Raw genomic sequence first — 11,685 nt, 5'->3', positions numbered from 1 at the left:
AGGCGCCGGTCGACTGCTTCCCGCAGTGGGACCCGGCCGACGACAACAAGACCGGCGCCTCGATGGTCAGGTTCCGGACGATGACGTTGTCGACGCCCTTGATCTGGAGGCTGCCGCCGAGGATCCCGGAGTTCTTGCCCACGCCGATGATGGTGGTGTTGGCGGGCACGACCGCCTTGATGGTCTTGTCCTGCTGGGCGGCGGACGCGGCCCGCAGGTCCTCCTGCTCACCGCTGACCGGCTTGTCGTGCCCCCAGACGGCGGGGTCGTAGGCGGCGAGGTACTTCTGGAAGTCGTACCCCTCGGCCTCGAACGCCTCACAGCCCTGGGAGACGGCGTCGATCATCCCCTGCACCTTGATGATCCTGGGCGCGGTCCCGCCGTCCTTCAGGGCGTCCCTGAACTGCTCCCAGGTGGTGACGGTGTAGACGTGCGCGGCGTCGGCCGCGGCACCCCCCGTGGTACCGGTGCCGTACGCGCCCCACCCGTCGTTGGCGCCGAGCGTCTGGCGGGCCACGTCCCGGGGCCCGGCCTGCGCTGCGGTACCGCTGAGGGACAGCACGAGCGCGGCACACCCGACCACCGCGGCGACCTTCACACTGACATGATCATGACACTTCCGAACGTTCATGGTGCGGCTCTCTTTCCTTCTGCAGTGGGGGGTGTTACGCGGCGGCCTGCGGCCAGGTGATCCACGACTCGGGAATCGGCTCGTCCAGCCGGCGCACATCGCGCGGCCCGAGCACCCGGTTCCGGACCAGCTCCCTGGCCACGAGCCGGGCCACGGCGATCGCGCCCGGCGGGTTGAAGTGCGTGTTGTCCTGCTCGGTGGCGGTCCAGTTGAAGTACTTCTTCGTCCCCTCGACCCCGAGCTCCTGCCACAGGGCGAGCGACAGTGCCTGCACATCGAGCAGCGCGACCCGCTCCTCGGCGGCCAGCGCCCGCATGGCCGCCGGGTACTCGCCGTGTGTCGGCAGAGCCTTCCCGCCGGCATCGAACTTCCGCCGCTCGACGGAGGTGGCCAGCACGGGCCGCGCCCCACGGGCCCGGGCCCCCTCGACGTACATCCGCAGATGGTCCTGATACGTCGTCCAGGGCTCGGTGTACCGAGTCGGGTCCTCGGCCTTCTCGTCGTTGTGACCGAACTGAATGAGGAGCAAATCGCCGGGCTGGATCGCGGAGAGAACAACCTCCAGGCGCCCTTCGTCGACGAAGCTTTTGGAACTACGCCCGTTCACCGCATGGTTGGCGACCACCAGCTCCTTACGCAGAAAGAACGGCAGCGCCATCCCCCACCCGGTCTCGGGGGCAGCATTCGCGTATTTCTGGGCGGCGGTGGAGTCACCGGCTATATAGAGGGTGCGGTTACGGCGACCGCCGGCTTGTGCCGTACCGGTAGCGGAGAACGCGAGAGGCACGGAGGCGACAGCGGCAACGGCGACTTGTCTTCGACTGAGAGACATGCAAGAAACTCCTTAGGGGCGCGGGGAACTGCGCGACAAGCCACGGGACGGCCCGCACCCTGAAATCCACGGGCCGTCCCACGGCGAAACCCAGCAAAACTCACCCGTTCTGCTGGTTCCACTCCTCCTGCGCGGTGTTCAACTGCTCAGCCAACGTGTCCAGAAATTCCTTCGCACTCATCTTCCCGAGCAGCACCTTCTGGAAGTTCGGCTCATTGTCGGCCTTGGAAATCGTGTTCCAGTCCGGCAGGTAGTACGGCAGCTGCACAATCGTCGTCGACCCGTCCGACAACGCGCCAGCGGCCAACTTCGTAGGCTCGGCCTTCGAAATCCACGCATCCTTCGCCGCGTCCAGGTTCGACGGCACCTGCCCCGCCGCCTCGTTGAACTTCGAGTTCTCCGCCTTGGACGTGGCGAACTCGATGAACTTCCAGGCGGCGGCCTTGTTCTTGGAGCTCTTGAACAACCCCATCCCGTCGACCGGGTTGGAGACCTGAACCCGCTTCCCGCCGGGCCCGGTCGGCTGCGGAATACCGCGGAACTTGTCGACCCCGAGCGCCTTCACATGGTCCTGGTACGACCCGAGGTTGTGGTTCAGCATCCCGATCGTGCCGGAGTCCCACTGCGCGACCATCTTCGTGAAGTCGTTGTTGAGGTCGGCCGCGGGAGTGACCTTCTTGTACAGCGCCGCGTACTTCTCCAGCGCCGCCACGTTCTTGGGGTCGTTGACGGTGGTCTTCTCACCGCTGGAGTCCCAGAACGAGGTGATCCCGGACTGCCCGTACATGGCGTCCAGCGCCTGGGCGATGGAACCGGCACCACCACGAATCGTGTAGCCGAACTCGTTCTTGCCCTTGTTCGTGAGCTTGTCGGCGGCCGTGAAGAACCGCTCCCACGTCGTCGGCTCCTCGAGCCCCGCCTTCTTGAACAGGTCGGTGCGGTAGTACAGCACACCGTTGTTGGCGGAGGTGGGGATCGAGTACAGCTTGTCGTCGCCACCACCGGCCGCCTTCAGCGACTCGACCATGTCCTTGTTGAGCTTGCCGTTGAGCGAGGACTTCTCGAGCCGCTCGTCCAGCGGCTCCAGCGCGCCCTGTGCCGCGAACCCCGCGAGCATCGCCGCACCGACACCGCCGACGTCCGGCAGACCGCCGCCCTGGAGGGCGGTGTCGACCTTGGACTGGTACTCGGTGGAGGCGATCCCGACGTACTCGACCTTGATGTCCGGGTTGGCCTTCTCGAAGTCGGCGATGACCTCCTTCCAGATCTCGGTGCGGACACCGCCGTTGTTGTCCCAGAAGACGATCTTGCCCTTGCCGCTGCCGTCGGCGCCCTTGTCGCCGCCCGCCCCGCTGCCGTCGTCACCGCATGCGGTGGCGGTCAGCGCGAGCACGGCCCCCAGGGCGACGGCCGTGGCGGCGCGCCTGCTTCTGTGATTGCTGATCTTCATTGGTCGGCTCTCTTCTTCTGGATCCAGCGGAACTTGAAGGTGTGGGGGGTCAGTGGCGGGCGTGGGGTGCCCAGTCGTCGGTGCCCTTGAGGTAGGCGGCCACGGTGTGCTGCCGCGCCTCCTGGTCGCTCAGCTGCGGACGGTCGCCGGTGACCGTCGCACCCGGGCCGTCATTGCGGTACTCGGCGAACCGCGCGTCCTTCCACGAGAACCCGCTCATGTCGGTCCACGGGGAGGACTTGATCGCGGCCGGCAGCGCGGTGTCCCGGATCAGCACCTGCGCGATCGCGTCCGGCTCGCCGCCCGGGTGCCAGGGCCGGCCCAGGTGGAAGCTCCCGGAGGGGGCGTCGCTGACGATCTCCGACCGGGTGATCAGGAACCCGTACGGGTTGCCCTTCCAGGTCGAAGCGGCCGTGATGTAGCCGTTGTTCGTGTCCGAGCCCCGGCTCAGCGCCCGGATCACCGAGCGCTCGATCACGGTCGTGGCCCGGCCGTAGATGAAGTCGACATCGCCCTCGATGTAGGAGTCGCGGACGTAGACCCGGCTGAGGGTGGTCAGCTTGGGGCTGTCGGTCATCAGCGTGTCCTGGTTGCCCAGGAACGCCGTGTCCTCGAAGACGATCCGGTCGCCGGTCGTCTTCATCGCCAGCGCCTGCTCGCCCTTCAGCTCGTGCGCGGCCTCGTCGAAGTCGTTGCTGAAGGTGAGGTTGCGTGCGGTGACGTCGTTCGCTGCGATCCGGACGGTGGCGCTGCCCGTCGAACCCCCGTACTCGGCGGGCGTGTCGAAGACGATGACGGTCTTGGAGCGGTCCTGTCCAGTCCCCCGCAGCACGAGATTCGGCTTGCTCGCCGGGATGAGCACCTTCTCTCGGTAGGTGCCCGGCGCGACGGCGATCTCGACGGCGGTGTCGTTGCCGTCGGGCACCGCGTCCACCGCCGCCTGCACGGTCGGGTAGTCGCCCGGGACGTGCAGGACGACCGGGCCGCCGATCCGCTTCTGCGGTCCGGAGAACCGCTTCACCAGCGCCGGCACGGCGGCGGCCGGGTCGAGCCGGTAGGCGTAGAACGCGCGCGGGTCGAACGCCGTGCCCCACGCGTCGTGCCGGCCCGTGGTGTTGCGCAGGACCGACCCGCGCTGCACCAGCTCGGCGGTGGCGTCGGCCTGGTAGGGGTGCTGGACGCTGTCGTAGTAGCTGTTCTCGATGACCATCTTCGTGCGGCCGCGCGACCAGTTGCCGTACGTCCACACGGGGTCGCCGTCGGACAGCTGCGAGGACAGGTAGTTGTTGTAGAGGTGGGCGTAGGCGCAGTTGTCGGCGGACGGGTTGCGCTGCTTGGTGCCGCGGAACCAGTTGTGGTCGATCGTGATCTGCGTCTTGACGTTCGGGGTCCAGCCGATGCCGAAGGTCTTGTTGTTGTTCGTGAACTGGTTGGAGGAGACGGTGACGTACTCGCTGTCCTTGCGGATGTCGAGCTGGCCGTCGCAGATCCGCGAGAAGCGGTTGTGGTCGATCCACACGTGGTGGGCGGTGTCGAGGCGGATGCCGTCGTAGTCGGTGTCCTTGCAATCCCAGTTGCCCTCGATGGCCGTGTCGCGGATCGTGAGGTTCCGGATGATCACGTTGTGCGTGCCGGGGTCGAGGGTGAAGCCGCCGTGCACGATCTCGGCGGTGTCGCTCACGCCGATGATGGTCTTGTCGGAGGCGACGGGGATCTCCGTGCCGAAGGGGTCCATGTCCAGGGAGCCCTTGACGCGGATGACGTACGGTTCCTCGGCCGCCGCGTACTTCGCCAGCGCGGCCTGGTCGGTGACGGTGACGACCTTGCCGCCCGCTCCGCCGGTGGTGCCGCCGGCGAGGGAGGCGAAGCCGTGCGCCCGGTCGGTCCAGCGGTCGGCGGCGGGCCCGGCCTCCCGGGACTGCGGAGCCGCCTGTGCGTCCCCGAGGGTCCCGAGGCTCAGCGCGGCGACGAGGCCGAGCACGGCGGCCACGACCTTGCCGTGCCCCGGTCTCGACAAGCGCTTGCTACGGAGGTGCGTCATTGCGGCTCCCAACAGGCTTACGGCTTCAGGTGCGTTACGAGGGGCTGATCCGGAACTGGGTGAAGGTCGCCGCGCCGGCGTGTCCCTGACCGGCGGGCGCGAGGGCGACGAGGCCGAGCAGGGCGCCGACCCAGCGCCACGGGGTGGCGGCGAAGACCGGGCCCGACGGCCGGAAGCCGTCGCCGACGTCGGCCGAGAAGCGGCAGCGGGCGCCCGCGCCGATCTCGATCCGCAGCCGGGCCCGGTCCTCGGGTGCGAGCCGCGGGTGGGCGGCGTCGCGTTCGGCGTCCGCGACGGCCTCGGCGAACCGGTGCACCAGGTGCGCGGTCCCGTCCGCGCCCCGCTGGAGCCCGATCCAGCCGAACGCGTCCCCGAGGACCGCGAGACCGGCCCGGGCCCCGGGCTCGTCGCTGTCGAGCCGCAGCTCCACCTCGACGGTGCAGGGTGTGCCGGGCAGCCGCTGGGTGAGCACGTTCGGCAGCTTGCGCAGATCGTGCGCGTCGGCCGAGCGGACGCAGGTCAGCCGGAGCCCGTCCCCGGAGTGCTGGGTGGCCCAGCCGTCGCCGGGGTTGGCGGTCCACTGCCACTGGCGGCCGTACCGTCCGCCGGGGAAGTCGTCGTCGGTAGCGGGCGCGGCGGGCGGCTGCGCCGGCAGGCCGGGCTTGTCGTGTACGGCGACGGGGGCGCCGTCGTTCCCGAGCACCGGCCAGCCGTCCGGGCCCCAGCGCATCGGCTGGAGGTGCACGACCCGGCCGTAGGGGCCGCGCTGCTGGAAGTGCAGGAACCAGTCCTCGCCGGACGGGGTGCGCACCCAGCCGCCCTGGTGGGGGCCGTTGACGTCGGTGTCCTTCTGTTCCAGGACGATCCGCTCCTCGTAGGGCCCGAAGAAGCCGCGCGAGCGGAAGGCGCCCTGCCAGCCGGTCTCCACGCTCCCGGCGGGGGCGAGGATCCAGAACCAGCCGTCGTGCCGGTAGAGCTTGGGTCCTTCGAGGGTGAACCAGCCGGGTATGCGGTCGGCGTCGACGATCACCTTGCCCTCGTCGAGGAGTTCGGTGCCGTCGGGGCGCATCCGGTGCCCGGTGAGGCGGTTCTTGATGCCGGAGCGGGACTTGGCCCAGGCGTGGACCAGATAGGCCTCGCCGGTCTCCTCGTCCCACAGGGGGCAGGGGTCGATCAGGCCCTTGCCGGCCTTCAGCAGGTGCGGGCGGGTCCAGGGGCCCCTGATCGCGGGGGCGTTGACCTGGAAGATGCCCTGGTCGGGGTCGCCCCAGAAGATCCAGAAGCGTTCGTCGTGGTACCTGAGGGACGGGGCCCAGACGCCGCAGTCGTGGCGGGGTCGCTCGAACTCCTCCGCCGGTTCCAGCCGTTCGAGTGCGTGGCCGACCAGGGTCCAGTTCACCAGGTCGCGGGAGTGCAGTAACGGCAGTCCGGGGACGCGGCCGAAGCTGGAGGCGGTGAGGTAGAAGTCGTCGCCGACGCGGATGACGTCCGGGTCGGACCAGTCGGCGTCGAGGACGGGGTTGCGGTAGGTCTCGGTGGTCATGGGCTCACCGCCTTGCGGACGAGGGCCGCGGCGGCGTCCCGGTCGAGGCGGCCGTCGGCGACGACGGTGACCACCCGGCGGACGACGGTCTCGCCCGGCGGGAGGGGCAGCCGCTCGCCGTACGCCAGCGAGGAGCCGACGCCCGGGTACTCCTCGGTGCGCACGAACCACGGGTCGCGGCGGGTCTGTTCGGTGGCACCGGCGAAGACCAGCGTCCAGGTGCCGCCCCGCAGGGCGAGCCAGTCGGCGGGCCGGCCGTGGACCCGCTCCTCGCCCTCGGCCCCGGCTGAGAAGACCTCCGGTGCGGAGTCCTCCTTGCGGGCCCGCCAGAAGAAACCGCCGTAGGCCGCGCCCGGCCGTCCGTTGGTCGCGGGGCTGCCGATCGACAGCGGGTCCTTGGTGACGTTGGTGAGGGAGAAGGTGAGGTCCAGCGCCCAGGCCTGGTCGGTGAGTTCGGTGGCCGCGACCGTGCGGCGCTCGCGCAGCAGCTCGCCGCCTGCGGCGATCCAGCGCAGCTCCTCCACGAAGCCGTCCGGGTCGCGCAGCTGGAAGGCGACGTGCCGCTGGGAGCCGTGGTTGTCCAGCTCGGTCGGGCCCTGGTCGCGGACGTAGGTGCGCCCGCCCCAGAAGTTGAACCCCTCGACGTCGGGAACGGCGACACCGACGCCGAGGTGGTGTGCGTGGTCGGCCGGGGTCAGTTCGGTGACCGCCGTGCCGGCCAGGGTGGTGACGGGGTGCAGATAGGGACGCGGGGAGAGCCGCGCCGGCAGCTCGGGCCGGGTGACGTAGCGGCCGACCGGCCGCCCCGCGACACGCAGCACCGCCGTGTCGTTGCTGCTGGTCATCTGGTGCTCACCTCTTTCGACAGGTGCTCCGCGGTCAGCGCCCAGGGGGCGCCCAGCTCGGAGTAGAGGGAGAGGGTGTCGGCGGCGGCCGAGACGAGCCCGTCGATGCCGGGCACCACCCGGCGGTTCTCGCCGGGGATCCGGTGCCAGGCGGTGTCCGGCAGCGGAGCCGGGTCGGGAGCGGTGCGGATGGCCTCCACGACCTTCATGAAGGCGCCGGTCTCGTCCGGCGGGACCAGCAGGTCGGCGCCGGTGGTGAGGTGCGCGACGAGGTTCTCCAGCAGGTCGGTGCGGCCGTGCTCGAACTCCTCCGGGCCGTGCCCCGCGCGCTGGAGCAGCACGCGGTCCTGCTTGTACCAGAAGGTGATGCGGCCGGTGCTGCCGTGCACGAGGACGTACGGTTCGTCCGCCCGCTCGGCGCACAGGGTCGCGGCGACCGTGACCGGGTGGCCCTGGGCGGTGCCGATCCGGACGCAGGAGGTGTCGTCGGACTCGATGGCGTTGGCGCGCAGCAGTTCGGTCTCGATGCCGGTGACGTCCTCGGCGCGGGTGCTGCCGCCGAGGGCGAGTGCGGTGGCGACGGCGTGGGCGAGGGGGTTGGTCAGCGCCCCGTCGATCACGTCGACGCCGTCCATCCGCCGCTTGCCCGCCCAGGGCGCCCGCCGGAAGTAGTCCTCGTTCCGCACCCAGGCTCCGGCCCCGCCGAGCCCGGCCAGCTGCCCGATCGCCCCTTCGGCGATCAGCTCGCGGATGGCGGGCAGGGCGTGCGAGCCCAGCGACTGGAAGCCGATCTGGCAGACGACCCCGGCCGCCGCGACCCCGTCGGCCATGCGGCGGAACTCCGCGTACGAGGGGGCGGGCGGCTTCTCCAGCAGGAGGTGCACGCCCCGTTCGGCCGCCGTGAGCGCGAGGTCGGTGTGGGTGGGGATCGGTGTGCAGATCACGGCGATGCGGGCGCCGGTGGAGTCCAGCAGGGCAGCGAAGTCGGCGGACTGCTCGGGGGTGCCGAGGCCGTCGAGCTCCGCCTCGGTCAGCGGTGTCAGTTCGCAGACGCCGGCCAGCCGGACGAGGCCCTGCTTCTGGAGGCGGCGGATGTTCTCGACGTGCCAGCGGCCGTGGCCCCGGGCGCCGGCCAGGACGACGGGCAGAGGTGTGTTCATGGAGTCGATCATGCGACCGGTCATGGGATCCTCCCCGCGCCCGCGCCGCGGGCCACCGCCCGGTCGGCCTCGGCGGCGCTGTCGATCCGCCCGTGCAGGGCGGGCGTCCAGCCGACGTCGCCGGTCAGGTCGCGCTCGCTGCCCGAGTTGTAGGCGTTGTAGATCGTGAGCAGGTCGACCGGAAAGCCGTTGAAGAGCGTGCCGCTCTGGTGCAGGGCGCTGCCGTTCCAGCTCTTGACCAGGTCGGCGGCCTCGACGTGGCCGGGGGCGTGGAAGGCGTTGTTCTCGGCGTAGATCCTCGACTCGGTGGAGACGCCGAGGGAGTAGCGGTAGTCGTCGCCGGTGATCTCGTAGCGGTTGTTGTAGACGTGCACCTGACCGAAGCGGACCCGCGGGGCGCGCTGGACGACCGACTCGAACCGGTTGTGGTGGAGGGTGACCCGGAGCTTGCCGCGGTCGCCGGTGGCGGTGTCGCCGTTGCCGATGAGCATCGCCTTGTCGTGGCCGGCGAACCGGCTCCAGGAGACGGTCACCAGGTCGGAGCCGTTCGTGATGTCCAGCAGTCCGTCGTGGCGCAGGTAGTTGCGGGCGAAGTACGTGGGCTCCTCGGCGTCCGGGTGGCCCTTGTCGCTCAATGTCACGTGGTCGACCCACACATGGGTGGCACCGGCCAGCCAGATGCCGTCGTACGCCGTCTTCCAGTCGCCGAGGCCGCCGGTGTTGGGCTGCCAGACGGGGAAGCAGTCGTAGGCGTCCCGGATGTCGAGGTTGCGGATGATCACGTTGTCCGCGTTGCGCACCTGCAGGCTCGCGCCCTTGAGGACGGCCGAGTCGCCGAGCCCGACGATGGTGGTATTGGAACCGACGGGCAGCACGACCCGCTCGGCCTGCCGGGCGGCGGAGGCCTGGCGGGCCTCCTCCTGGGGGCCGCTGGGCTTGGCGGCGCCCCAGGTGCGGGGGTCGTAGGCGGCGAGGTACTTCTTCAGGCCGTAGCCGCCGGTGGCGTAGTCGGAGCAGTCGAGCCGGTCGCCGTCGTCGTCGGTGTTGGCGTCGATGGTCCCGGCGACCTTGATGATCTTCGGGGTGTCGCTGCCGCCGTCGAGGGCGCGGACCAGCTCGGCCCGGTCGGTGACGGTGAAGACGTGGGCGTCGTCGGCCGCGGCCCCTCCGGTGGTGCCCGCCCCCTCGGAGGCCCAGCCGTCGTTCGCGGGCAGGGTGTCGCGGCTGATGTCACGGTCCTCGGCGTGCGCGGGGACGCAGAGCACGCCCACCAGCCCTGCCGCGACGGCGAGTTGGCGCAGTCTCATCCCTTCACCGCCCCCGCGCTGAACCCGGTGATCAGCCACTTCTGGATGAAGGCGAACACGATCACGACCGGCACGGCCGCGATGATGCCGCCCGCGGCGAGGGCGCCCAGGTCGACGCTGTCCGCGCTCATCAGGGTGTTCAGGCCGACCGGGATCGTCTGCTTGTCCTGGTTGTTGAGGAACATCAGGGCGAACAGGAAGTGGTTCCAGGAGTGCACGAAGGCGAAGGAGCCGACGGCGATCAGGCCCGGCCGCAGCAGCGGCAGCACCACGATCCGGAAGGCCGTCATGCGGTTGCAGCCGTCCACCCAGGCCGCCTCCTCCAGGGAGTACGGCACGTTCTTGATGAAGTTGCTGATCAGGATCATCGACAGCGGCAGCTGGAAGACCGTCTCGGCGAGGATGACGCTGCCGAGGCTGTTGATCATCTGGAGTTCGGCGAAGATCTCGAACAGCGGGACCAGAAGCAGCGCGCCCGGCACGAACTGGGAGCACAGCAGGCCCAGCATGAACGCCCGCTTGATCTTGAAGTCGAACCGGGCGAGGGCGTAGCCGCCGGCGAGGGCGACGAGGGTCGTCATGATCAGGGTGGCGACGCCGACGAGCACGCTGTTGGCGAAGTAGGTGCCGAAGCTGCGCTCCGTCCACACCTTCTCGAAGTGGTCGAAGGTCATCGGCCAGGGCACCAGCGAGGTCGAGCCGGCCGGGCGCAGGGCGAACAGCAGGATCCAGTAGAAGGGGATGAGGGTGAAGACCAGGTAGATCCCCAGGGGCAGGTAGATCTGCCAGCGGGGCGCCTCGTCCCAGGCGCGCTTGCCCTTGGCGGGACGCGGCGGTTCGGGGGCCAGGGGCGCCGGGGCGGGCGCCGCCTTGGTGGCTTCCTTGACGCTCACTTGCTCTCGCCTCCGAACTTGCTCAGCCGCAGATAGACCATCGAGCAGAAGAGCAGGATCACGAACGCGACCGTGGTCAGGGCGGACGCGTAGCCGAAGTTGTGGGCGTCGACCGAGGTGTTGGCGATGTAGAGCGGGAGGGTCGTGGTCTCCCCCGCCGGGCCGCCGCCGGTCAGCGTGTAGAGCAGGTCGACGTTGTTGAACTCCCAGACGGCCCGCAGCAGCGTGGACAGGATGATGGCGTCCTTCAGATGGGGCAGCGTGATGTGCCAGAACTGCTTGATGCGGCTGGCCCCGTCGACCTCGGCGGCCTCGTAGAGGTCCTTCGAGACGGACTGCAGGTCGGCGAGGATGAGGATCGCGAAGAACGGCACCCCTCGCCACAGGTCGGCCACGACCGCCGCCGGGAAGACGGTGGAGGTGTCCGACAGCCAGCTGGTCCCGTAGGAGCCGATGCCGATGTCCGCGAGGTAACGGGTGATGCCCGTCTGGGAGTTGTAGAGCAGCACCCAGATCGCGGAGGTGAGCACGCCGGAGACGGCCCACGGGGAGAAGACCATCGCGCGTCCCAGCCCCCGGCCCACGAAGGTCTGGTTGACGATGAGGGCCAGCGCGAGACCGAACAGCAGTTGGAGGCCGACCTCGACGAAGACCCACTTGGCGCTGAAGACGAGGGTGTCCCAGAAGACCGGGTCCTCGGTGAAGGCGTGGACGAAGTTGTCGAAGCCCGCGTATCCGTTGCGCCAGGGCTTGGTGGGGTTGTAGTTCTGCAGGCTGTAGTAGAAGACGCTGATGACCGGGTAGGCGATGAAGCCCAGCATCAGCAGGGCGGCCGGTGCGATCAGCAGGTACGGGAGCCTGCGCGGGGTGGCGGAGGCACGGCGCCGCCGAGGTGGCGCGGGCGGTTTCGCCACGGCTGCGGCTTGGGCCATGACTGTTCTCCGTTCTCAGTACGTCGTGGTACGTCGTGCGTAGGTGCATGT

Annotated in this window: 10 protein-coding genes; all 10 read right to left on the bottom strand. The window is 69.7% G+C overall.

Translation table 11 applies throughout. The annotated features are described in order from the left end of the window. Positions 1 to 631: pectate lyase family protein (locus CCL05_RS13950; protein WP_483025072.1), on the bottom strand; the 631-nt coding region annotated here is incomplete at its 3' end. A 34-nt stretch (positions 632 to 665) separates the two neighbouring features. Continuing rightward, positions 666 to 1,463 carry a rhamnogalacturonan acetylesterase gene (locus CCL05_RS13945; protein WP_086560815.1) on the bottom strand — a complete coding sequence of 266 codons (798 nt, stop codon included), beginning with the start codon at positions 1,461 to 1,463 and terminating at the stop codon, positions 666 to 668. A 100-nt stretch (positions 1,464 to 1,563) separates the two neighbouring features. Further along, positions 1,564 to 2,913 carry an ABC transporter substrate-binding protein gene (locus CCL05_RS13940; RefSeq protein WP_086560814.1) on the bottom strand — a complete coding sequence of 450 codons (1,350 nt, stop codon included), beginning with the start codon at positions 2,911 to 2,913 and terminating at the stop codon, positions 1,564 to 1,566. Positions 2,914 to 2,962: 49 nt separating this feature from the next. Further along, positions 2,963 to 4,954, bottom strand: coding sequence for a pectinesterase family protein (locus CCL05_RS13935; protein ID WP_086560813.1), 1,992 nt, complete (start codon positions 4,952 to 4,954; stop codon positions 2,963 to 2,965). 34 nt (positions 4,955 to 4,988) lie between these two features. Beyond that, entirely contained in the window at positions 4,989 to 6,497 is a 1,509-nt protein-coding gene (locus CCL05_RS13930; protein WP_086560812.1) for a glycoside hydrolase family 43 protein, read from the bottom strand. Next, positions 6,494 to 7,342, bottom strand: a complete 849-nt coding sequence (locus CCL05_RS13925; RefSeq protein ID WP_086560811.1) for a DUF6807 domain-containing protein — start codon at positions 7,340 to 7,342, stop codon at positions 6,494 to 6,496. The genes CCL05_RS13930 and CCL05_RS13925 overlap by 4 nt, the downstream gene beginning before the upstream one ends. Continuing rightward, a complete protein-coding gene (locus tag CCL05_RS13920) occupies positions 7,339 to 8,526 on the bottom strand; it encodes a Gfo/Idh/MocA family protein (RefSeq protein ID WP_208641491.1) in 1,188 nt (395 codons plus the stop codon). The genes CCL05_RS13925 and CCL05_RS13920 overlap by 4 nt, the downstream gene beginning before the upstream one ends. Further along, positions 8,523 to 9,809, bottom strand: coding sequence for a pectate lyase family protein (locus CCL05_RS13915; protein ID WP_086560810.1), 1,287 nt, complete (start codon positions 9,807 to 9,809; stop codon positions 8,523 to 8,525). The genes CCL05_RS13920 and CCL05_RS13915 overlap by 4 nt, the downstream gene beginning before the upstream one ends. Further along, complete coding sequence (locus tag CCL05_RS13910; protein ID WP_086560809.1) at positions 9,806 to 10,702, bottom strand: carbohydrate ABC transporter permease; 897 nt, start codon at positions 10,700 to 10,702, stop codon at positions 9,806 to 9,808. The genes CCL05_RS13915 and CCL05_RS13910 overlap by 4 nt, the downstream gene beginning before the upstream one ends. Continuing rightward, positions 10,699 to 11,634 (bottom strand): carbohydrate ABC transporter permease, encoded by a 936-nt coding sequence (locus tag CCL05_RS13905; RefSeq protein WP_086560808.1) that lies wholly within the window; start codon positions 11,632 to 11,634, stop codon positions 10,699 to 10,701. The genes CCL05_RS13910 and CCL05_RS13905 overlap by 4 nt, the downstream gene beginning before the upstream one ends. Positions 11,635 to 11,685: the final 51 nt, after the last annotated feature.

The sequence above is a fragment of the Streptomyces africanus genome (assembly GCF_002150735.1).
GTDB classification, from domain to species: domain Bacteria; phylum Actinomycetota; class Actinomycetes; order Streptomycetales; family Streptomycetaceae; genus Streptomyces; species Streptomyces africanus.
The sequence above is the reverse complement of the archived record's forward strand: the minus strand, read 5'-3'. Positions and strand labels throughout refer to the sequence as shown.

Bases quoted from the DNA above. Each gene is read 5' to 3' on its own strand.
- CCL05_RS13945 (WP_086560815.1), bottom strand. From the start codon at position 1,463: ATGTCTCTCAGTCGAAGACAAGTCGCCGTTGCCGCTGTCGCCTCCGTG.
- CCL05_RS13940 (WP_086560814.1), bottom strand. From the start codon at position 2,913: ATGAAGATCAGCAATCACAGAAGCAGGCGCGCCGCCACGGCCGTCGCC.
- CCL05_RS13935 (WP_086560813.1), bottom strand. From the start codon at position 4,954: ATGACGCACCTCCGTAGCAAGCGCTTGTCGAGACCGGGGCACGGCAAG.
- CCL05_RS13930 (WP_086560812.1), bottom strand. From the start codon at position 6,497: ATGACCACCGAGACCTACCGCAACCCCGTCCTCGACGCCGACTGGTCC.
- CCL05_RS13925 (WP_086560811.1), bottom strand. From the start codon at position 7,342: ATGACCAGCAGCAACGACACGGCGGTGCTGCGTGTCGCGGGGCGGCCG.
- CCL05_RS13920 (WP_208641491.1), bottom strand. From the start codon at position 8,526: ATGACCGGTCGCATGATCGACTCCATGAACACACCTCTGCCCGTCGTC.
- CCL05_RS13915 (WP_086560810.1), bottom strand. From the start codon at position 9,809: ATGAGACTGCGCCAACTCGCCGTCGCGGCAGGGCTGGTGGGCGTGCTC.
- CCL05_RS13905 (WP_086560808.1), bottom strand. From the start codon at position 11,634: ATGGCCCAAGCCGCAGCCGTGGCGAAACCGCCCGCGCCACCTCGGCGG.